Annotated in this window: 20 protein-coding genes and 1 pseudogene; 9 read left to right on the top strand and 12 right to left on the bottom strand. The window is 41.2% G+C overall.

The features are described 5' to 3' along the window. Positions 1-2 precede the first annotated feature (2 nt). From IPM47_04615 to IPM47_04570, 10 genes and pseudogenes are all read right to left on the bottom strand, one after another. Complete coding sequence (locus tag IPM47_04615; GenBank protein ID QQS30237.1) at positions 3-971, bottom strand: virulence protein RhuM/Fic/DOC family protein; 969 nt, start codon at positions 969-971, stop codon at positions 3-5. Beyond that, entirely contained in the window at positions 956-1,339 is a 384-nt protein-coding gene (locus IPM47_04610) for a virulence RhuM family protein (protein QQS30236.1), read from the bottom strand. Before IPM47_04610 ends, IPM47_04615 begins: the two co-directional genes overlap by 16 nt. 32 nt (positions 1,340-1,371) lie before the next feature. Continuing rightward, entirely contained in the window at positions 1,372-2,583 is a 1,212-nt protein-coding gene (locus IPM47_04605; protein ID QQS30235.1) for a restriction endonuclease subunit S, read from the bottom strand. Next, on the bottom strand, positions 2,583-2,777 hold the full coding sequence (locus tag IPM47_04600; GenBank protein ID QQS30234.1) for a hypothetical protein: 195 nt from the start codon (positions 2,775-2,777) through the stop codon (positions 2,583-2,585). The genes IPM47_04605 and IPM47_04600 overlap by 1 nt, the downstream gene beginning before the upstream one ends. 374 nt (positions 2,778-3,151) lie before the next feature. Further along, complete coding sequence (locus IPM47_04595; GenBank protein QQS30233.1) at positions 3,152-3,406, bottom strand: hypothetical protein; 255 nt, start codon at positions 3,404-3,406, stop codon at positions 3,152-3,154. 31 nt (positions 3,407-3,437) lie between these two features. Further along, complete coding sequence (locus IPM47_04590; protein ID QQS30232.1) at positions 3,438-3,728, bottom strand: hypothetical protein; 291 nt, start codon at positions 3,726-3,728, stop codon at positions 3,438-3,440. Between the two features lie 354 nt (positions 3,729-4,082). Further along, the gene (locus tag IPM47_04585) at positions 4,083-4,352 is read right to left on the bottom strand and encodes a hypothetical protein (protein QQS30231.1); all 270 of its coding nucleotides are present in this window, start codon (positions 4,350-4,352) and stop codon (positions 4,083-4,085) included. A 478-nt stretch (positions 4,353-4,830) separates the two neighbouring features. After that, positions 4,831-5,304, bottom strand: a pseudogene (gene tnpA, locus IPM47_04580) (IS200/IS605 family transposase). 4 nt (positions 5,305-5,308) lie between these two features. Continuing rightward, positions 5,309-7,156, bottom strand: a complete 1,848-nt coding sequence (locus IPM47_04575) for an N-6 DNA methylase (protein QQS30230.1) — start codon at positions 7,154-7,156, stop codon at positions 5,309-5,311. 318 nt (positions 7,157-7,474) lie between these two features. Next, entirely contained in the window at positions 7,475-7,798 is a 324-nt protein-coding gene (locus tag IPM47_04570; protein ID QQS30229.1) for a divalent-cation tolerance protein CutA, read from the bottom strand. A gap of 241 nt (positions 7,799-8,039) precedes the next feature. Here IPM47_04570 and IPM47_04565 point away from each other — a divergent pair, with 241 nt between their 5' ends. Continuing rightward, the gene (locus IPM47_04565; protein QQS30228.1) at positions 8,040-8,918 is read left to right on the top strand and encodes a T9SS type A sorting domain-containing protein; all 879 of its coding nucleotides are present in this window, start codon (positions 8,040-8,042) and stop codon (positions 8,916-8,918) included. 118 nt (positions 8,919-9,036) lie between these two features. Here IPM47_04565 and IPM47_04560 read toward each other — a convergent pair whose 3' ends face one another. Further along, positions 9,037-10,470, bottom strand: a complete 1,434-nt coding sequence (locus IPM47_04560; protein ID QQS30227.1) for a DASH family cryptochrome — start codon at positions 10,468-10,470, stop codon at positions 9,037-9,039. A 962-nt stretch (positions 10,471-11,432) separates the two neighbouring features. Between IPM47_04560 and IPM47_04555 the strand changes: the two genes are divergently transcribed. Beyond that, positions 11,433-12,074, top strand: a complete 642-nt coding sequence (locus IPM47_04555; GenBank protein ID QQS30226.1) for a DNA alkylation repair protein — start codon at positions 11,433-11,435, stop codon at positions 12,072-12,074. 176 nt (positions 12,075-12,250) lie between these two features. On the opposite strand, the gene IPM47_04550 is transcribed toward IPM47_04555, so the two are convergent. Next, a complete protein-coding gene (locus tag IPM47_04550; GenBank protein ID QQS30225.1) occupies positions 12,251-12,766 on the bottom strand; it encodes a hypothetical protein in 516 nt (171 codons plus the stop codon). Positions 12,767-12,928: 162 nt separating this feature from the next. On the opposite strand from IPM47_04550, the gene IPM47_04545 reads away from it, so the two are divergent. From IPM47_04545 to IPM47_04515, 7 genes are all read left to right on the top strand, one after another. Beyond that, positions 12,929-16,420, top strand: a complete 3,492-nt coding sequence (locus tag IPM47_04545) for a lamin tail domain-containing protein (protein ID QQS30224.1) — start codon at positions 12,929-12,931, stop codon at positions 16,418-16,420. A 115-nt stretch (positions 16,421-16,535) separates the two neighbouring features. Continuing rightward, positions 16,536-17,753 carry an aspartate aminotransferase family protein gene (locus IPM47_04540; GenBank protein QQS30223.1) on the top strand — a complete coding sequence of 406 codons (1,218 nt, stop codon included), beginning with the start codon at positions 16,536-16,538 and terminating at the stop codon, positions 17,751-17,753. Positions 17,754-17,893: 140 nt separating this feature from the next. After that, positions 17,894-19,261, top strand: a complete 1,368-nt coding sequence (locus IPM47_04535; GenBank protein QQS30222.1) for a glucosaminidase domain-containing protein — start codon at positions 17,894-17,896, stop codon at positions 19,259-19,261. Between the two features lie 57 nt (positions 19,262-19,318). Beyond that, positions 19,319-20,194 carry a glucosaminidase domain-containing protein gene (locus tag IPM47_04530; protein QQS30221.1) on the top strand — a complete coding sequence of 292 codons (876 nt, stop codon included), beginning with the start codon at positions 19,319-19,321 and terminating at the stop codon, positions 20,192-20,194. Between the two features lie 138 nt (positions 20,195-20,332). Beyond that, the gene (locus IPM47_04525) at positions 20,333-20,869 is read left to right on the top strand and encodes a hypoxanthine phosphoribosyltransferase (GenBank protein QQS30220.1); all 537 of its coding nucleotides are present in this window, start codon (positions 20,333-20,335) and stop codon (positions 20,867-20,869) included. 133 nt (positions 20,870-21,002) lie between these two features. Then, the gene (locus IPM47_04520; protein ID QQS30219.1) at positions 21,003-22,079 is read left to right on the top strand and encodes a HindVP family restriction endonuclease; all 1,077 of its coding nucleotides are present in this window, start codon (positions 21,003-21,005) and stop codon (positions 22,077-22,079) included. Continuing rightward, positions 22,079-23,023, top strand: a complete 945-nt coding sequence (locus IPM47_04515) for a DNA cytosine methyltransferase (protein ID QQS30218.1) — start codon at positions 22,079-22,081, stop codon at positions 23,021-23,023. The genes IPM47_04520 and IPM47_04515 overlap by 1 nt, the downstream gene beginning before the upstream one ends. Positions 23,024-23,029 lie beyond the last annotated feature (6 nt).

Genomic DNA, 23,029 nt, shown 5'->3' with positions numbered 1-23,029 from the left:
ACTTAATTGATGAGGTTTATAATCAGCTTTACCATCAGTTCTTTCTCTTCCGGTTTGCTTTGAGCTACCAACAGGGCGATTGCCGTAAGCCCGTTGTCATTGATTTTCAGCTCGCCCGTTTTTTTGAAACGGTGCTTGTTTTTCTCTAAAAACCAGACAAACAAAAATGCTCCGATGCGTTTATTACCATCACTGAAAGAGTGGTTTTTGATGACAAAATACAGCAAGTGTGCTGCCTGTTCTTCAATACTGGCATACAGGTATTGCCCACCAAAGGTTTGCACAATACTTTGCAGCGAGCTTTTAAAACCATCGTCTTTTTCATTGCCAAACAGTTCGGAGGCTTCATTTTTGGCGATCAGTTGCTTTTTCAGTTCGGCAATGGCTGCCTTGGCTTCGTCATACTGTAGTTCGTAAGTGATGTTTTCATTGAGTTTGCCGGTTTGCAGGTTGTGGCTGTCGTATTGGTTAAGCAAGACAAAACTTTTGGTGTAATGGCTCAGAATTTCCAGCAGCCCTTTAGCTTCCTGCAATTGCAGGTTTTCGGCTTTGCCCGATTGCTCAATTAACTCCACCATCTTACCCAACTCTTCCAACCGCTTTTGGTTGAGGGCATAGCCCTGCACCAAATAATCTTTCAACCGTTGGGTAGCCCATTGGCGGAATTGGGTGCCTCGCTTGGAGTTCACCCTATACCCTACGGACAGAATGGCATCGAGGTTGTAAACCATTTGCTTACGCTTTATGAGCCGTTTCCCTTCTTTTTGAACTTGTAAATATTCCTTACAAGTTGCCTCTTCGCTAATCTCACCTTCTGAAAATATTTTTTTTAAGTGAAGGGTAATGTTCTGCGGAGTAGTTTGAAACAGTTCTGCCATTTGCCTTTGCGTTGCCCAAACAGTTTCACTATCCAGCAGTATGCTAACTTCTATTCCTTCAGCAGAGGTGTATATTGCTATTTGATTTTCCATAATGCTGATTTTGAATAAGTTAGCGAATAATTACAAAACCTGCCATTAGCCCACTGGCGGAATTGAGTGCCACGTTTGGAGTTCACCCGATAGCCAACAGACAATAGGGCATCTAAATTATAATGCAGCACCTCACGGGTTACCTTTCTTTTTCCTTCTTGCCGAACTTGTGCAAATTTTGCACAAGTTGAAGTTTCCGACAACTCACCCGTTGAATAAATATTTTGCAGATGCTTCAAAATGGAAGATCGGTCTGTTTGAAACAATTCTGCCAGTTGGTATTGATTCAGCCAAAAAGTTTCCCCTTCAAACTGCACTTCTACCTGTGTTTGATTATCTGGGGTTTGGTATATGATGATTTCGTTCATTTCTAATCCGGTTAATCATTTAATCACAAAAATCATAGTTCAGACACCTCCAACTTCCCACTTATCAACCTCGGCAACAACCTATCTCTGATTTGGCGGAGTTGGGTGTTTTGTTGAATGAGAACTAATAATTGTTTGTCAATCGGCTCAACAATATCATTGAATTTTTTAGCCAAATCTCCAACATCAAAAATTTTGAACTTTTTCAATTCATCCTTGCCAACTGAATTGAAGATTGAACCGTTTCCGATTAAATCTTCTTTTGAAAATTCATTTTGCAAAAGATAGAATAAATAACTGTTCAAGCCCTTTTTATGTCTTAATGCTGCTAAACCACGACCGATGATTAATTTTCTGTCTGCAATGTTCAATCTTCCTACTGGTGCTCTAACACTAAACAAAACATCACCTTCATTAGCAATTCTTCCATTTACTGAACAAAAGATTTTGTGCTCAGGAAAACGCAATCCGTAATTTCCTACACCTTGATGAAACGGCAATCCATTACCATCTTCATTATAAAATTCAGATTTTGGAGATTGCCCCATTTTAAAATCCACCATATCTGATATTGCAATTGTCTTCCAATTCTCCGGCACTCCCTTCTTAAACTTCGCCTGCTTATACCCCGGGAAACGCATTCTTACAAACCATTCTTTGTAAAGTTCACGGGCGGTTTGCTCCAATAGTTTGATGCGTTGGTTGTTTACTTCTATCAAATCATCATAAGCCGAAAGGATGGACGCTATGCGTTGTTGGGTGGGGAGTGGGGGGAGTGGGATTTTGCATTTATAAATTCGTTCAGGTGCTGTATGTTTTACTGTGGTGCCTGATGCAGAGCCTCTTACTTGTCCTCTAAAAAACTCAAAATTGAAACAGTAGTAAAGAAACTTTTTATCCAGTTCATCAATGTCTATTATCTCGATTTTCCCCAAACGCTGATTATGAAGAAATTTATTTGATAAAGGAACGATAAATGCACCACCAAGAATTATTGCCTCTTGTGTTAAGTCAGTCATTACAGTAACTAAATCTCCTTTTTCAAAAAGAAATGATTTCGGGAACTCACCGTTATAATATTTTTCTTTTGGCTCATCAAGTTTAAAACCTCCATCTGGATAAATATTACCAGGTGTTAGAAGTATGTAATCACCACTTGACGCAAAATATTCTCCTTTAAAAGCAAACCCGTGCTTAATTTTAATCTTTCCCTCTAAACTTGAAAAATTGAATAGTTTGTTCATTATTCTATCGCCAATAAGTTTTGGTTAATCAATACTTCCAACTCCTTTGCCTTGCTATTCCAGCCCGTTAGAGCTTGAATATGGGTAGAAAAAATAGGCGATGAATAATTTTGTCCCGTATGGGACAAAACCGAAACGCAACCATCATTTCCTACCGATATGTTGTGCCTAACGGTACTATAACGTATTTTCATTTTTTACAACATATTGATTTTTTAATCGCTGTTTAACCCGTTAGGGTTTCAATATTGGTAGAACCGAAAACGTGTTCCATATTTTGTCCCGGACGGGACAACATAAAACGTTGCTTTTTTTCTACCGATATGTTGTGCCTAACGGCACGATTACGCATTTTCATTTTTATAACCCATTGCTTTTTTAATCGCAGTTTAACCCGTTAGGGTTTCAATATTGGTAGAACCGAAAACGTGTTCCATATTTTGTCCCGGACGGGACAACATAAAACGTTGCTTTTTTTCTACCGATATGTTGTGCCTAACGGCACTATTACGCATTTTCATTTTTATAACCCATTGCTTTTTTAATCGCAGTTTAACCCGTTAGGGTTTCAATATTGGTAGAACCGAAAACGTGTTCCATATTTTGTCCCGGACGGGACAACACAAAACGTTGCCTTTTTTTCTACCGATATGTTGTGCCTAACGGCACGATTTACGATGTTGCCATTCCAGCCCGTTAGAGCTTGAATATGGGTAGAAATAATGAGGGATGAAATATTTTGTCCCGTATGGAACAAAACCGAAACACAACCATCATTTCCTACCGATATGTTGTGCCTAACGGCACTATAACGTATTTTCATTTTTACAACATATTGCTTTTTTAATCGCTGTTTAACCCGTTAGGGTTTCAATATTGGTAGAACCGAAAACATATTCCATATTTTGTCCCGGACGGGACAACATAAAACGTTGCTTTTTTTCTACCGATATGTTGTGCCTAACGGCACGATTTACGATGTTGCCAATCCGGTTTACCTTGTTGCTAATCCAGCCCGTTAGGGCTTTAATATGGGTAGAAAAAATAGGCGATGAATAATTTTGTTCCGTATGGAACAAAACCGAAACACAAACAACATTATCTACCGATATTTTATGCCTAACGGCACTATAACGTATTTTCATTTTTACAACATATTGCTTTTTTATTCGCTGTTTAACCCGTTAGGGTTTCAATATTGGTAGAACTGAAAACATATTCCATATTTTGTCCCGTCCAGGACAACACAAAACGTTGCCTTTTTTTCTACCGATATGTTGTGCCTAACGGCACGATTTACGATGTTGCCAATCCGGTTTACCTTGTTGCTAATCCAGCAAGTTAGGGCTAGAATATGGGTAGAAAAAATAGGCGATGAATAATTTTGTTCCGTATGGAACAAAACCGAAACACAACCATCATTTCCTACCGATATGTTGTGCCTAACGGCACTATAACGTATTTTCATTTTTACAACATATTGCTTTTTTAATCGCTGTTTAACCCGTTAGGGTTTCAATATTGGTAGAACCGAAAACATATTCCATATTTTGTCCCGGACGGGACAACATAAAACGTTGCTTTTTTTCTACCGATATGTTGTGCCTAACGGCATGGTTTACCATGTTGCCATTCCAGCCCGTTAGGGCTTGAATATGGGTTGAAAAAATAGGCGATGAATAATTTTGTCCCGTATGGGACAAAACCGAAACACAAACAACATTATCTACCGATATGTTGTGCCTAACGGCACTATAACGTATTTTCATTTTTACAACATATTGATTTTTTATTCGCTGTTTAACCCGTCAGGGTTTCAATATTGGTAGAACTGAAAACGTGTTCCATATTTTGTCCCGTATGGGACCAAACCGAAACGCAAACAACATTATCTACCGATATGTTGTGCCTAACGGCACTATAACGTATTTTCATTTTTACAACATATTGATTTTTTATTCGCTGTTTAACCCGTCAGGGTTTCAATATTGGTAGAACCGAAAACGTGTTCCATATTTTGTCCCGGACGGGACAACATAAAACGTTGCTTTTTTTCTACCGATATGTTGTGCCTAACGGCACTATAACGTATTTTCATTTTTACAACATATTGATTTTTTATTCGCTGTTTAACCCGTTAGGGTTTCAATATTGGTAGAACCGAAAACATATTCCATATTTTGTCCCGGACGGGACAACATAAAACGTTGCTTTTTTTCTACCGATATTTTATGCCTAACGGCATAACTATTTTATATCATAATCAACAGGTTTAAAAATATACGCCTCGTTAAAATCAACTTCAAATTTTCGCAGCATATCCAAATATTCATCTGTAAACGATTTTTTCTTATGATGTTCCTCTTGGTTATGTATATATTCCTTTACCCGATCAACTTGCGATTTGCTATAAGAAAATGCGCCATAACCTTACTGCCATAAAAATTTACCTTTTACAAACCCTTTGGTATTTATCCATCGTGAGGAATCGCCTTTTATATCCTGCATCAAATCAGATAATGATTGTGTTGGTCTGAAACCAAAAAGTATATGAACGTGATCGGGCATGCCATTAATAGCTAAGAGTTTGTGATTGTGGTTTTGAATGATACCAGTAATGTAACTGTATAATTCATCTTTCCATTCTTTACCTATTATACAATTTCTGTTTTGTACTGCAAAAACAGATTGAATATGGATTTGTGTGTAGGTATTAGCCATTCCCTTATAGTGACTTTAAATTTTGGTTAATCAAATCTTCCAACTCCTTTGCCTTGCTGTTTAATCCATTCAAGACAACGTGCCTTTCTTTCATTTCGGCTAAAAACTCTTCTTCGGTTAGCCCGTCTTCTTCAATCACTACACCCACATATCTGCCCGGGTTTAGGCTGTAGTCCTGCTCTTCAATTTCTTTAAGGGTAGCGGCTTTGCATAATCCCGTTACATCTTCATACACCCCATTGGGGAAGCGTTCGTTCAGCCAGTTTATTTGTGCTAAGTAATATTGCTGTTTGTCGTGTAGTGCTTTGTATTGTTTTTCGGCTTCTTCTAATTGTTTTTCCCAACGCTTCAATTCTTTTTCTTCGGTGGGCTTTGCCGTTTGTATTTTATCAACTTCCTGCTGTTGTGCTTTGGCTTGTTTCTCAAAATCATTGGCTTGCTGTTGGTATTTTGCCAATAGCTGTTTCAGGCGTTTGGTTTCGCCACGGTAAAGCCGCACAATGGTGGCAATGTTTTGTATGTGTTCATCGGTAAACTCCCGTAGCGAACGTGTTACCTGCTTAAATATGTTACGGGCATCAATAAATAATATTTTACCTGCCTTCCCCTCTCCTGAAGGAGAGGGGGCAGGGGGTGAGGTCTTATTTTTGTCAAAAAACCACAAAGTAGCAGGCAGCGTAACGGTGTAAAACATATTCTTGGGCAAAGTAAGCATACAGTCAATCACACCGCTTTTAATCAAAGTTTGGCGTATTTCGGCTTCACTGTTGCGGGCATCGCTGGCACTGTTTGCCATTACCAAAGCGGCTCTGCCGGTGTCTTTCAGCGAAGTAGCAAACAGGTTTATCCAAAGGTAGTTGGCATTGGGCACGCTGTTTACGGCTGCTTGTTTTTTGGCGTTGGGTTTTGTTTTGTTTTTCGGTATGCCGTATTCGTTAAAACGTTGGTCGTCTTTCACACGGTCATAGTTCACATCGTCCACGTTAAAGGGCGGATTAGCCATCACGTAGTCAAACTTGCCGTAGCTGTCAAACGGATTTTCGTAATAGGCATTGGCTTGCACCACCTGCCCGCGCAGTCCGTTTACGGCTAAGTTCATTCGTGCCAGTTTTACAGTTTCACTGTCTTTCTCGCTGCCATACACCATCAGGTCTTTGGTATCGTCATCGTGCAGTTCGGCTCTGCGTTTGTCCACAAATTCGCTGCTCTGCACAAACATACCGCCACTGCCGCAGGCAGGGTCGTATATGGTTCCCTTGTAAGGTTCAATCACTTCTACCATCAGCTTCACCACACTGGTAGGCGTGTAGAAAGCCCCACCGCCTTGTCCTTCGGCAAGGGCAAACTCACCCAAAAAGTATTCATACACTTTGCCGAACACATCGCCTGTGGCATCTTCGGGAATGTCTTTAAATGTTTTCAGTAAACTCTTGGGCAGGCTGCGGTCGTCTTTGGTGTATAGTTTAAAGTATTCGTCTTTGGGCAGGCTGTCTTTCAGTTCGGGTTTATGATACTCAATCAGTTCCATTGCCTTTTTAATGGCTTTGGCAATGTCGTCTTTCTCTGGAAGGTTCAGCAAATAGTCATACTCTGCTTCGGGGGGCAAATAAAAACCACATTTCAGGATGGCAATTTCCTGTTCCTGCATTTGATTACGGCTGTCTTTTTGTGCTTCTAATTCGGCTTTTATTTCCGCTTTCACTTTGTTGTACCGGATAGAAGCAAAACGAAGAAAAATCAGTCCCAAAATAGGCGTTGAATATTCACTGGCTTTCAGTCCGCTGTCTGCACGGAGCTTGTCGGCCGCTTTCCACAAATTATCTTCAAGTTCTTTAAGTTGTTCTGCTGTCATTTATAAATTAAGTATTCGGTTCGTATAATTGGTTTTTTAAATGCCGCTTTGTTCAAATTGTTGGCAAAAGTGCTGTTTATCCTTGGGTGTTGGTGCAAAATATCAACTCTGACATGCCGGTTGCAGGTTATCAGTTTACCCTGACTTTTAATATCGGTTTGTATAAGATTAAACGTAATAACAAAGGTGCTTACAAAGGTAGCATAAAAAGATTTAGTTTTTTTAATAAGTGCTAAGACAATAACACAGAGGCTTGTTATTGGTTAATCAGAACTCGATTTAGAGGGGTGGTAGAATTTATAATTCACCACAGTTAACTCATAACCCTCCGTCAATCTGCGTTTCTTTATAAATCCAACGCTCATATTCGGGGTTGGCTTCTACCTCAAACTTCATGATACAGGGCGTTTGATAGCTGTGAGTTTTCAATACCTCTTCCTTCACGATTTCCCAAAATTCGGAGCGGGTTTTTACCAAAGCCACAAACTCGGCATCTTCCACAAGTGCCCCCTGCCAATGATATGTGCTTTGAACGGGAAAAATATTGGCACAGGCAATCAGCCGTTTTTCCAATAACCTGCCGGCGATATTTTTAGCTTCCTGTTCACCGGCAGCGGTGATATAAACAACGATAAATGACATGAGATCAAAGTTGAAAAAAACACATTGTATTTATTTTTTAAAAAATGGCATAAAAAGTGTGGTACTTTTCAAAATAAAGGCACTTTTTTATTGCAACAGCGTACAAAATAACATAACTAAATGTTAACGACAATTTTAAAAATTATTTTTTGGACTTTAAGGCCTTTGAATTAATCAAAAAACCCTACTTTTGTTTGCTAATTTTTAAATTTCTTAAATCATCTAAATAAAACAGCACAAAATGAAGAAACTGTTACTTACACTCACCGTTTCCGCTTTTATGGGTATGAGCATCTATGCTCAAACTCCTAATTGCGCTGCAGAAATCATTGGCGGAGCGCCCAATCCTGAACAACCTACCATTTGCGTTCTTCAGAACGGAAGCCAAACCGATTGTTTACTCATTACCAACTGGAACGATCCGGGAACATTTGCAAACCGGAAAATAGTGGTTACTTTTCCTACCTTAGTAGATGGAGTTTTAGTTGATATTATTCAAGGTGTCAGCGATGACGGAACTTATGATTTTGGTGATGATGGCACCGGAAACCCATATCCCGCAGGAACCTACAAATTTACCGCCTTTGCATTTAATCAGTCTGAACTTGATGCACTTGCAGCAACTATTAATCCTTTATTGCCCATTTTGACGTATCCTACTATCCCCACTCCTGCCGACCTGGCAGTAGTTTTTGATGTATTGAGCGGAGTTTTGGGTCCTATTTCTATCGAAGATGTTGAGAGCGCGATTTGCGACTTTTTACCCAGCATCCTTCCTACGGCTACTTTGCCTTATTCAGTGTCTGATTCTCCTTATGACATTGCTGTAGTAGCTTCAGGTTGTGTTTGTGGCGTAGGTATCGAAAATCCTGTTTATGACAACAGTTTCAGTGTAAGCGTTTCACCCGTTCCGGCTAACAACTTTGTGGAATTGAGCGTGCAAACCATTACGCCCCAAACCGAAGTTTCAGTTTATGATGTAACCGGTAAATTGGTAACCAACTTTACCACTTCCGACAAAAATATTCCTTTGGACATCACCGCATACAGAGCAGGTATGTACATTGTTTCTGTTTCTAACGGAACAACCACCCAAAACACCAAATTTGTAAAACAGTAATTTGTTCGTTGCCGTTTAAAAAAAGGAACAGCATTTTAGTTGTTAATTGCAAATTGGAAAAGCGGAATAAACACCCCTTTGATGCGGGTAGTTTATTCCGCTTTTTTTATAACAGATTTTAGCGTTGATCCCATTTTCCGGTATCAATACAAGGTGCGGGATAGTTTTTACCAATTATAACGCCAACATAACGTTGTTCTGCTTCATTCAACAGATACGGCTCGTGAATACGGGTTGAAGGCAGTTTTTTCAGTTCCGGACACCAACGTTTGACATACAAACCCTGTGGGTCGTATCTTTTTGCCTGAGACAAGATATTGAAATACCGGTTTTCGCGGGGGTCGTTTCCAATTCCAGCCACATAGTTCCAATTGCCGTAATTGCTGCATACATCATAATCAATGAGACGAGACTCAAAATAGGCGGCCCCCATTTGCCAGTTGATGTTCATATCCCGAACTAAAAAACTAGCAGTGTTTTGCCTTCCGCGGTTGCTCATAAATCCTGTAGCGTTCAACTCCCGCATATTGGCATCAATAAACGGAATTCCGGTCTTACCCTGTGCCCAAAGATTAAACCGATCCCAATCCCTGTTTCCGGTTGCTGTTTTTTGTCTGATACCGGTAGTTTTAAAAAGGAGGTTGCCATATTTCATGGCGATAAACCGGAAATAGTCCCTCCACATCAGTTCAAAAATCAGCCAATAGGTGGATTTGTTTTTAACTATATCCTGCTCATATCGTTTTACTTCCTCGAAAATCAGTCTGGGAGAAAGGCAACCTAAGGCTAACCAAGGGGAGAGTTTGGTCGAGTAGTCGCCTCCTATGAGTTCATTTCTGGATTCTTCGTAAGTTTTTAACAAGTCTTTTTCCCAAAGGTAATATTTGAGCCGGAGCAGCGCTTGTGTTTCTCCGCCTGCAAAAGACAGAACCGCCCTTGAATCAGCAACTGGTTCTGAAAGGAGAAAGTCTTTCAGTTCAGGAATTTCTCCGGCAGAAAGATTCGGAGGCAGCTCAATTTGACCGGGAGTATTAAACAAAGGGCGCACCGTCAGGTTGGTTTCGGCAAACTGACGGAATTGGGTGAACACATCGGGAAGTCTGTCTAACGATTGGGTAGCTGTCAAATCATCGAAATGAAACAACGTACTGCCCCAAAAAAACTCCAACGGCACATTAATAGTAGCAAGATGATGATCGAGGGCATCTTCAACACGGCTTTCTTCGTCGGTAACTTCCTGATTGCAATAAACCGCCTTGACCCGGTGATATTTAGCCAAAGCAAAAAGAATCTCTTCGGGTTTGCCCCAACGCACCAACAAATCTGCACCGGCATCCCTCAACAAATGTCGAAGGTCTTTCAGGCTTTCCAGTAAAAATTTTATCCGGTGAACTCCGGTTTTTGCAAATCCATATTTGGTGGTTTCAAAATGACGGGGGTCTAAACAATAGACCGGAATGATTTGATCGGCATCCTGAACAGCCTGAAACAGCACTTCGTTGTCATGTAACCGCAAATCATTTCTAAACCAAACAATAATGATTTGTTTCATGCCTGAATAACAAGCAGCCATTGCAAAGTGTTGTTGGCTATCAGTTTTAATGATTGATGCCCGAAATTTTAGTAGGGTTCATCCGATTTCCATAGGGTTCACATACGGCTTACTTTTCACTTATATCCGTAGGTTTCACATACGGTTATTCACATTCAACCCCTTCGGGGTTGTCGTACTTTTCACTTTTAGTTTTTCACTTTTCACTTATTTTCACATACGGTTATTCACATTCTACCCCTTCGGGGTTGTCGTACTTTTCACTTTTAGTTTTTCACTTTTCACTTATTTTCACATACGGTTATTCACATTCAATCCCTTCGGGGTTGTCGTACTTTTCACTTTTAGTTTTTCACTTTTCACTTATTTTCACATACGGTTATTCACATTCAATCCCTTCGGGGTTGTCGTACTTTTCACTTTTAGTTTTTCACATTTCACTTATTTTCACATACGATTATTCATTTTCAACCCCTTCGGGGTTGTCGTACTTTTCACTTTTAGTTTTTCACTTTTCACTTATTTTCACATACGGTTATTCAATTTCAACCCCTTTGGGGTTGTGGTACTTTTCACTTTTAGTTTTTCACTTTTCACTTATTTTCACATACGGTTATTCACATTCAACGCCTTCGGGATTAGGGCCTGTTGGTCACAGATTTAAATCCTTTTTCTGTTAGTTCGTAAAGTTATAAAATCAAAGGGTTTTGACAAAAAAACCGACAGTGTAGAATATGAATAACCCTGTATGAAATGCCGGCGATTTCAAATAAATACATATCCTCTTTACTGGGGTTTAAAATGCATGTTACATTTACCCAATTTGCTATTTTTGTAAAAAAGAGCAACAATTAGACGACCCGCAGTAATCAACAATCTTAAAGCTATCTAACAATAAGGCAGTTGAAGGGTTATTTAAAGTAAAGGGTTTTTATTTCGCATCAACAAACCAAAAGAGGTACATGAAACTATCTTCAAAAGCAGAAACTATTTTAGATCAGATCAATCATAAAACCAAACTTGGCGACTTGCGGAAAATCGCTAAAGAAATCAAAAAAGATCACGCTCTGGCTATGGAACTTTGGTCAACAGGGAGGTTTTTGTCCATGCAATTGGCAATATTGATAATGGATCTTAAACTACTTTCACCGGAAGTAATTGATCATCTGGTTAAGGATATGCAAGTACATCTGTTTGAGGAACGAAATCAGCTAATGGACTGGTTAATGGCCAACCAACTTACCAAAGACAAGAAAACAATTGCACTGATTGAATCATGGAAAAACAGTCCTTATGCGCTTCAAAGAAGGACGTTTTGGTATTACCAGGGGCGTTTGAGATGGGTAGGTCAACCCCCACCTCCTAATACCGTAGAATTACTGACTACAATAGAAGTATCCATTGCCAATGAAGAAGCAGAAGTTCAGTGGGCAATGAATTTCACCGCAGGATGGATTGGAGTTTTTGACAAACAATATCGAAAGCGGTGTATCGCTATTGGGGAAAAAACAGGACTTTATAAAGGCGAAATGGTATCAAAAGGGTGTACTCCCAATTATTTGCCGGAGTTCATTGAGATAGAAAGCAATAAAAGAAATCTGTAATTTGGGTTTTTGAAAAGAATAATTTTACCCGGGTATGATTAAATGCCGATTAAACAGCCCTCATGATGCCCTGCCTTTAACAACAGATGCTATTACCTGTGGCAACACAAACCTAAGGGTGATACTGGGAAATCCCTACCCTGACATCAACACTTGCCAAATTTGAGGAGGTAAAATCAGGAAACCAAAGCAGTTTGATGTTTTTGTAACTCTTCGGCTAAACTGAAGTCATCGGGGGTAATGATGATTGGAGATCCGCTTGTAAGTTTTACCATGATTACATTTTTCCGCTGCGTGGCATACCACCACATCTTTCCGGTTTTGGACACCCAGAACAAACCAAAGTAGCCCAGAAAACCGCCCGAACCAAACAGGCGGACAGCATAGTTAAACCGTTCTAAGGGAGGTGTTGATACTTCAGAGATTTGTTGAAGCGGAATAACCACCGGAGCCAACAAACGGTCAATGGTGAGGGAATCATTGTCTAACAAATAAGCCCGTGGAGCTAAGGTATAAGTGATTCCAAAAATAAGGATCAACAAGCCTACAATCAGCAGGGTTCCCCAGGATTCTGAGCTTTCCGAATTCATGATATAAACTAAAGAACTCAAAAAGGCGAAGCCGGAAACAACTAAAATGGCTATTGTTACAATTTTGACTAAGCTATCCATCGAGGCTTTGTAAGTTTTCATCTCTTTTTTATTTTGGTAGGTTGTTAAATATTTGTGAGTGTCTTTTTGTTTGATCTTTATATGTATAACAACTTGTTTGGGCTTTTAAACTCCCTGCAATAACGGAAATTTACTTACCTTGCTTGCAAAAATCTGCACATTTTACAAAGGTTTGTCAAAAATATGGGCCAGTTGTACCGCATCCTGTTTGTTTGTTTGTTGTGGGTGAATTTTTTTGTCCTGTATGCTCAATCGGTTTCAGACTGTAGTTTACTGACTTCCGGTACTTATCAGCTTTGCGACAACTTTGCCGATGGCGATTTTTCAGAAAACCCACCATGGAATGGCGACCTGGCAGATTTTACCATAGATGCCCAACAGTTGCGAACCAATGCCTCAACCCCTTCTCCTGTTCAACTTACTTCTCCGATGGCCCTCAATATGTCAGAAAGCGAGGTACAATGGGAGTTTTATGCCCGGCTTCGTTTCAATACTTCTTCAAACAATTATGCCGATATTTATCTGAGTTCAAATACCGATGACCTGAAATCAGGTGCTAACGGTTATTTTGTCCGTATCGGTGGAACACCGGACGAAGTGAGCCTTTGGCGAAAAGATGGCACTGCTCCCGCAGTATTGCTCATTGATGGCATTGATGGACTGACCGTTACTACCAACAATCTTTTGCGGATTAAAGTTACCCGTGCTGTTTCGGGGCTATGGACTCTGCAACGCGATTTCGGGCTTACCGGACTCTATCTGACCGAAGGAACCGCTACCGACCTAACCTATACCTTCGGCACGCAATTCGGGTTTTTGGTCAATTATACCGCCTCGAATAGCGCCAACTTTTATTTTGACGATATTTATATCGGAAACCCGATTATTGATAACACCCCCCCGGCCATCAATGAGGTTTTTGCAGCGTCAGATACTACGGTAACCCTCGTTTTTTCAGAAAATGTGCTGCCGGCTTCTGCCCAAAATCTGAACAATTATTTGCTCAACGGAAGCAGCAATCCGGCTTCGGCAACTCTTGTTTCGGGTTATTTGGTCGTACTTACCTTTGCCAATCCTTTTGTTTCGGGGCAAAACAATGTGCTTCAGGTTACAGGGATTCAGGATTTTTCCGGCAATACGCTGCTTAGTGCAGAGGCAGCTTTTATTTACTACGGGATTCAACCCGGAGATGTGCTGATCAATGAAATTTTTGCCGACCCAACACCTCAGGTAGGATTACCGGATGCTGAGTTTGTAGAACTTTTCAACAATACGGATTTCGACATCAACCTGACCGGATGGGGATTTACCAAAACCTTTCCTTCCATCGAATTTGTTTTCCCTTCTGTAACCCTGCCTGCAAATGGCTATTTGATTGTTTGTTCAGGTTCAAATTCGACTCTTTACTCCCCTTTTGGCCTGACAACCGGATTGTTCAGCAGCAGCACGTACCTGACCAACTCCGGCAGCAACCTCAGCCTGATTAGTCCGCAAGGAATTTTGATTGATCAGGTCAGCTATTCAGATGCCTGGTATGGCAACACCCTTAAAAAAGAAGGAGGGTGGTCTTTAGAGCGGATAGATCCGGCAAACCCCTGTAACGGCAGCAACAACTGGACAGCATCCCTGCATCCTTCGGGAGGAACCCCCGGAGTACTCAACAGTGTTACAGGCGTTTTAACCGATACCTCCCCTCCTCAAATAACCTCGTATGCTTTAGTCAACAACAGTGCAATAGAACTCGTTTTTTCTGAACCCCTGACAGGCGATGAATGGTCAAACCCTGTAAACTATTCGCTTGGCGGCGGCATCAATATAGTTACTGTGTTGGAAGATATTCAGTCTGTTACCTTACTGTTCAGTACCGGTATAGTGGAAGGACTGTTATATACCTTGACAATTGGTCAGATTCAGGATTGTTCGGGAAATATTGCTCAAAACCTGCAAATTCAGTTCGGACTTGGACAGGAGGCTTTTCCTTTTGACGTGCTGATCAATGAAATTTATGCCGATACAGATCCTCCCTTGCAATATCAAAATCCCAGCCTGACCCTGCCAAAAGTGCGTTTTGTAGAGCTGTTTAACCGGAGCGACAAAGTTATAGATCTGGCTCAATGGCAGTTTAGCGATGCCACTGCTTCGGCAACCTTAACTCCTTATTTGCTGCTGCCCGGAGCTTTTGTAGTGCTATGTTCTTCTACCCAAACAGCCGAACTGCTGGCCATGGGAGTGCCTGTGTTGGGAGTAAGCAGTTTTCCTACCCTCAATGTTACGGGCGACAACCTGTTATTGACCAACAACAACGGGGTTACTATTCATGGAGTCAATTATTTGAAAAGCTGGTATCGCGATGCGGTCAAAGCTGAGGGAGGTTATACGCTCGAACTCATTGACCCCGGAAATCCGTGTGAAGAAGCTGCCAACTGGAAAGCCTCCGATGCAATTTCGGGAGGAACACCCGGAGCTGAAAACTCGGTTTTTGGAAATAACCCCGACACGTCAATGCCCGATTTGTTGCGAGCCGAAGCAATATCCCCTACGGTGGTGTTGCTCTATTTTAACGAAACCCTTGACATTCAAAGCGCTGCCGATGTATTGCAATATACCGTCAATAACGGAATAGGAAATCCGGTTTCGGCGGTTGTGCCGCTCAACGATTTTAAATCGGTTGCAATTACCCTTCCCTCCCCCTTGCAGGAAAACATCCTTTATACCATAAGCATTGGTACGGGGTTAACCGATTGTGCCGGCAACGGCATTGCAGCGCTTTTTAATCAGGCGGATTTTGGTCTTGCGAGAACCGCAAACCCCGGCGATATCGTGATCAATGAAATCTTGTTTAATCCGGTTACCGGTGGTTCTGATTACGTAGAACTGTATAATCCCACCAACGACATCATCAGCCTCAACAACTTGTATATTGCCAATACACAGACCGGTGTGCCCGATACACTTACCGGTCATGAATTGATCAGCACAGAATCCTATTCTCTTTTGCCCGGTGGATTTGTGGCATTGACTCCCGATATAGAAAACATTTTTCAGGTCTATGGAAACTGTGGCAACCCGCTTCATGTTTCAAAATTCATACAAATACCCCTGCCTGCAATGCCCGACAACGAAGGAACGGTTGCCATCACCGATTTGCTTTCAACAGTTGTGATTGATCGTGTAGATTATCTGGATGACTGGCACAACGAAATTATAGATAAGAAAGACGGAGTGGCCTTAGAAAGGGTGAGCTACAATGCCCCTTCAAACGGTCCTGACAACTGGCAATCGGCTGCTGCTTCCTTTTGTTACGGAACGCCTTCTTATGTCAATTCTCAGACCGCCAACCCCGACTATAACGACCTGTCCTTTACAATCTCTCCGCCCTCTTTTTCGCCAGACGATGACGGTAACGATGATTTTACCCTCATCACCTATCAATTGTCCGACCCCGGTTATACGGCAAATATCACCATTTTTAATGAGCGCGGCCAGGAAATCCGCCGGTTGGCTAAAAACGAGATTTTGGGCATTCAGGGTTTTTACAAATGGAACGGCATGACCGAAAACGCCGAAAAAGCCCCCCTGGGAATTTATGTCATATTTATAGAGCTTTTTAATCTGGATGGAGACGTTCAGAAAATTAAAAAAACCTGTGTTGTTGGAGGCAGGTTGAAAAATTAAACCCTTTTGTACATCTTGCAAAACAAAAGGAGGGCAATTACTTCTGTATTGAACCCGCTGATTGATTTCCCGCACCCAACCCGAATGTTTTTCTCAACTTTGCCTGAAACGTAAAATGGCGCTCACACAAAGACAATTGTTTTTACAACATATCGCCCAAACAAGCGATGCACCCCTGATGCTCGAAATTTGCCGTGCAGAAGGTATATACCTTTACAGCCCTTCGGGCAAACAGTATGCTGACCTGATTGCAGGAATTAGTGTGAGCAATCTGGGACATTGTCATCCCGAAGTGGTCGCCGCTGTTCAGCTACAAGCAGCAACCTATATGCACCTGATGGTTTATGGTGAATATATCACTGCGCCCCAAACCGAACTTGCTTCGTTACTGACCAAACACCTGCCTTCTGAACTTGGCAGTGTTTATTTTGTCAATTCAGGTGCCGAAGCCACCGAAGGCGCTTTGAAGTTGGCCAAACGCTATACCGGACGAACCGGATTGGTCGCCTTTAAAAATTCCTACCACGGCAGCACCCATGGTGCTTTGAGCATAATTGGCAGCGAATATTTTAAACAAAACTACCGCCCTCTTTTGCCCGATGTTTGTCATTTGGATTATAACAACTTTGAACAACTGGCTCAAATCAACCATCATACTGCCTGTGTGGTTGCAGAACCGGTTCAGGCGGAAGCAGGAGTGATTGTTCCTAAAACCGGTTTTCTGAAAGCACTAAGAGACCGTTGTTCTCAGGTTGGAGCATTGCTGGTGTTTGACGAAATTCAAACCGGCTACGGACGAACCGGAACGCTGTTCGCTTTTGAACAATCGGAAGTAGTGCCCGATATTTTGCTGTTGGCCAAAGGAATGGGCGGAGGAATGCCGCTTGGTGCTTTTATAGCTTCACATAATATCATGTCCGTACTGACCAATAACCCCGTTTTAGGACATATCACCACCTTTGGGGGACATCCTGTTTCCTGTGCCGCAAGTTTGGCCACCCTTCGGGTTTTGCTGCGCGAGAACTATATACAGGAAGTCAAACAAAAGGAGCAGTTGTTCCGTCAACAATTGATACATCCCGCCATCAAATCGGTGCGAAGTGCCGGATTGCTGATTGCTGTTGAGTTTGTGGATTTTAGTTTTACCAAACAAGTCATAGACCGGTGTATTCAAAAAGGAGTCATCACCGATTGGTTTTTGTTTGCCGATAACTGCCTTCGCATTGCCCCCCCTTTGACCATAACCCCTCAACAAATAGCAGATGCCTGCCGGATAATCTGTGAATGCGCCGAAGAAGTGGGAAACAACGGGGTTCCTTTTGCAGGAAAATAACGCTTCGTGCATTGCCGCATCTTCGAAGCTAATAGCTGAGTTTCATAGTCAAGGGTTAAAAATTACGCTCAATTAAAAAATATTGGGAACAGTTTTTGCGTGCTTGCAAAGTGCCGGACAAGTCAATCTAAAACACCACTATGAGCAGACACTTTACCATTTTTATCGCCCTTTTATTTTTAACGACTGCCTGTTTAGAAGCCTTTGAGCTTACAGATGCCGCTAACCATACCAGAGCGTTAAACTATCTGGATGAGTTTAAAGATTTAGCTGTTGAAGAAATGCACCGAACCGGAATTCCGGCAAGCATTAAACTGGCGCAGGGCATGTTTGAGTCCGGTTTTGGGCAAAGTATTCTGGCAAGGGAAGCCAACAACCATTTTGGAATCAAATGTAAAACCGAATGGACAGGAGATACTATTTTATATACAGACGACTCGCCGAATGAGTGTTTCAGAAAATATCCCAACGCTTCCGAATCTTATAAAGACCATTCCGAGTTTTTACTGACCCGCGACCGCTATGCCTTTTTATTTTTATTGCCTGCCGGAGATTATTTGGGATGGGCAGAGGGGTTAAAAAAAGCAGGGTATGCCACCGACCCTAAGTATAAGGAAAAAATAGTGCGGTTAATCAAGACCTATAAGTTGTTTGCTTTCGATGTTCTGATGCCCGAACCGGTTATTACCGAAAAAACGGCGGACCTGCAAATCATTACCACTCCCGAATTTTCCTCATCAGAAGGAAACCAAAAGGAAAAAGCAGAAACAAACCTGTCGGACAGGAAAAACAGCAAACAACAACCTTCCAAACAGGTCTGTGAACTAAGGTTTCTAACAGACAATCATCAAAATAAACTATATTCGGATGGAGTAGGAAGGCAGTTGAATCCCTCGTTTAATCCTGAGTTATATGCCGCTCAAAACAGAAAACAGATGGTTACGGATTATACCGGAATTGCATCAACTCCGGCTACCTCTGCGGCAGCATCAACACAGACTAATCTTGTTGACCCTTTAGGGCATGGAACCGTTAAGGTATCCGAAAATGAGATGGGGCAGCATTCCCAAACCGGATTAACAGAACAGAACATTCAACCCGTGGTTGCAAAAGCTAACCGTCCGGTTTCCAAACAAAAGGAGTTTATCAAAAACGGAATCAAGGCTGTTTGCTTTCCATATTCTGTCTTTCCCGACCAAATTGCACAAACCTATCATTACCCAATTTCAGCCATTCTCGACTTTAACGATTTAGAGAAGAACACTTTAATTCCTGCTAAAACCAATATCTTTTTGGCATCGAAACACGAACAAAGCCGGAAAAAGACGAAATACCATATTGTCGCAGATAAACAAACGATGTGGGAAATTGCACAACTATACGGGATAAAATTAGCGGCACTATACCAAATCAACAAAATGCCGGAAACCATGCAGCCCGAAGCCGGCCGGAAAATTTACCTGAGAACATCTCCGGTCAGAATAGCCCCCAAAACCTTTAAAAAATAGCCCGGTGTTAAACGCAATCGGCGGCAGCTATAAGAAATGAACCCACAAAAAACAACAATGAAACGAGGGCTAATTGCCTGTTGTTTGATTGCGCTGGTACTCGCAACCGGCTATTCCATCAAAGTACGACAGTCTGAGACCGGAAAAACCGAAGCAATGTTGGCAGTTCAATACATCGAACGATACAAAGATATTGCAATGTCAGAAATGAGGAGAACCAAGATACCTGCAAGCATCATTCTTGCACAGGGAATCATCGAATCCAAATCGGGTAAAAGCTATCTTGCGGTAAAAGCCCAAAACCATTTCGGAATAAAATGCCATAAAGGATGGACAGGCAGGCAGGTCTTTGCAAGCGACGACGAAGAACGGGACTGTTTCAGAAAATACAATAGCGTGAAAGATTCTTTTACCGACCACTCTGATTTTTTGATAAATCATAGGAGATATGACGATTTGTTCAGGTTAAACAGTACGGACTATGTGCTTTGGTCAAAAGGGTTGCAGGAGGCAGGATATGCCACCGAGCCGACTTATGCCCGTCAATTGATTCATACGATAGAAACCCATCATTTAGACAGGTTCGACCGGCAGGCAAATTTACCGGAAGGCGATTGTGCCGAAAATTTTGTCCTGACCCCGATGAGTTTTAACGGAATGAAAACGGTTTTCTTCAATTGTAAAATAACTCCCGAACAAATTGCGCAGATTTGTGGGGCAGAACTGGAAAAAATCATCAGGCTGAACGGATTTAACAAGAAAGATACCATTCCGCCCCGAACCATAGTCTATCTCCCGTCAGACCAATACCCAAGCTCCGGAATCAAGAAACAGGAAGCCGGTAAAAAAGAGGAAATAAACTTTCTCCACACGGTAGCTCGAATGTATGGGTTGGCTTTTGAGCACCGGAATCCCGCAAACGAATCGGAATAGCCCCCTGTTTCAGATTAACTGCGGTTACAGGTTAACTCCGGTATCCTTTTTAGACAAAGCAGACCGGTTGCCTTTGTACGGTTGCTCTAAAGATGACATCTTTTGTTTAACTTTGCCGTAAATAAAACGGCTAATTGCATGATCACCATCCACGACAAAAACTTTGAACTGTTTATTTCGAGGCAACAAATTCAGGATGCCGTTAATTCGGTTGCCCGGGCAATTGACCGCGATTTTGAAGGGCAGACCCCTTTACTGATCCCCATGTTAAACGGCGCTTTTATTTTTGCTGCCGATTTAATGCGCGCCCTGACAATAGATAGCGAGGTGGCTTTTATCAAGGCAAGTTCTTATCAGGGCACCAATTCGAGCGGCAATGTACTGTTCGATTTTCCGATAAACAGCAATGGTCTGCACAATCGTTCCATAATTATTGTCGAAGACATCATTGACACCGGACATACTATTGCGCAACTGCTGCCGCAATTGGCGAAGTACCGGCCAGTTTCTGTCAAAGTGGCCTGCTTGCTACACAAACCCGAAGCCTTGCTGCATCCTGACCTGCCGATTGATTATTGCGGAATAAACATCGAAAACAAGTTCGTGGTTGGTTATGGTTTGGACTACGATGGTTTAGGGAGAAACTATCCCGATATTTACCAGCTCGCGCAATAGAAATAGTGTCTGCAGGTTTTGGTTGCAAGGATATAAACCGACACAACCGACTGAAAATCGTTTACAAATTTGACTTATTTACAGACAACCCAACAAACTATTTTGTCCTATTTGAATTCTATAGGTTAACAGAATGACAAAGCAAAAACCCGGACTTTTCGGAGTAAAATATTCAAACAGGGACTTTACCCAAGCCGAAACTTGGGGGAAAAACCAGTTTAACTCATCATTTCCTGTGGGTTTGACAAATTTCCTTGCCTCAAGGAATTTAGAAAATGTATATTTCTATCTTGATAAGGAATTAAAAGTTAAGCACAAAAAAATCTCTGCAAAAGAACTCTATGGAATAGAACCAAGTTCAGACGATTTATTTTTCTCATTTGAAAGCCCTTACACTCCATATCAACAATTAGTTATTGGCTCGTTACCAAGAGTTGATTTAGTTACTCAACTAAGAAGTAACGGACAATGTTTACGACCGATTGAAGTGAAATTAACCGCACTTCCTGACAATTCAACTTGTGTACTTAGTGAAGAATACTACGGTTGTGAAATTGTTATAAGACCAGACACAATTGTTTACTTAGCTTGTAGTATCGCTGCAAACTTTAAAGACAACAAAAAGCAGCTTTCCACGCTTATTGGCAGTCAGTTTGACGAAATCACTGATTGGACTGATGGGGTTTCTGTATGGTCTTATATTTCAGAAATGATTGCTGTTATTGACCGAATTGTATTATCGGTTTTAGAAAAGCAAGAACCATTAATAATGCAACCAATATGGAAAACTAATGGAAAATCCCCAAAACTTGCCGACAACTGTTTAGATGTTTTCATGTGGTCTAACTTTGCATTCACTCAACTATTTGTTGATGTTGCAAGGGGTGAACTATCCGAAGGAGTAAACAGAATCACCCGACATGTAAGAACTATTATTTGGCTTTTCAAAATGCTTTATGACTTTTCCAAACAGGGTCAAATCAATCACCATAAAATCATAGACGAACTTTCTTACAATACGAAGAACGATAAGGCCTTTGCAGTTAGTGGAAGAATTACACATAGGTATATGACTTGTGCCGAACTGACAAAACCGAGAATAGAAAAGAAGGAAATCAGGAAAATAATTCTTGGTGGTGGGCAGAACTTATTAAGTCCTGAAAGAAGATTTGATGCGATTATTTACAACTCACCAGAACTATTCACCTAATGGAAACAGTAGATTTATTTTCGGGTTGTGGCGGTTTGTCGCTTGGTTTTCAAAATGCAGGTTTTGAAATCTTGGCGGCTTTTGACAAATGGGAGCCGGCAGTAAAAGTATATAGAGATAATTTCAATCACCCAATTTACGATATTGATTTAGGGAGCATAGAAGGACTTGAATTTGTAAAAAGCCTTAATCCAAAAATGATTATTGGCGGACCTCCTTGCCAGGATTTTTCAAGTGCAGGAAAACGAGATGAAACTTTGGGGAGGGCAGACTTAACAATATCTTACGCTAATATTGTAGTGGCTGCAAAACCTGAATGGTTTGTTATGGAGAATGTTGAACGAATTATCAAAAGCCGTATTCTAAAAGAAGCGATACAAATTTTCAAGAAAGCAGGATACGGAATTTCATATCAAGTTTTGGATGCAAGTTTTTGTGGAGTTCCGCAATCAAGAAAGCGTTTCTTCTTGGTTGGGCACAAACATTCTCCTGACAATTTTCTAACTCCATACTTCAACAAAAATTTGTCAAACAAACAAATGACTTTGTTTGACTTTTTTGGTAATTCATTAGGCATTGAATATTACTACCGACACCCAAGAAGCTATGTAAGACGTGGTATTTTCAGTATTTACGAACCAAGCCCGACTATTCGTGGAGTTAATAGACCAATTCCAAAAGGTTACTCAAAACACGAAGGCGACCCTGTTGAAATTTCAGACAAAGTAAGACCGTTAACTACCAAAGAGAGAAGTTTAATTCAAACATTTCCGGAATACTTCATTCTTAACGGCAGTAAGACAGACCTTGAACAAATTATAGGAAATGCAGTCCCTGTAAAACTTGGCGAATATGTTGCCAACTGTATTAAGGAGTATATTAACGACAGACAAGAGAACAAACAAATTAAGGTTGGACAGCTTGAACTATCTTATGAAGAATGAAAGAAG

The organism is Sphingobacteriales bacterium, from assembly GCA_016700115.1.
In the GTDB taxonomy this organism is placed as follows: Bacteria; Bacteroidota; Bacteroidia; order Chitinophagales; family UBA2359; genus UBA2359.
Note: the sequence above shows the minus strand (reverse complement) of the source record. Positions and strands in the feature narration are given on the sequence as shown.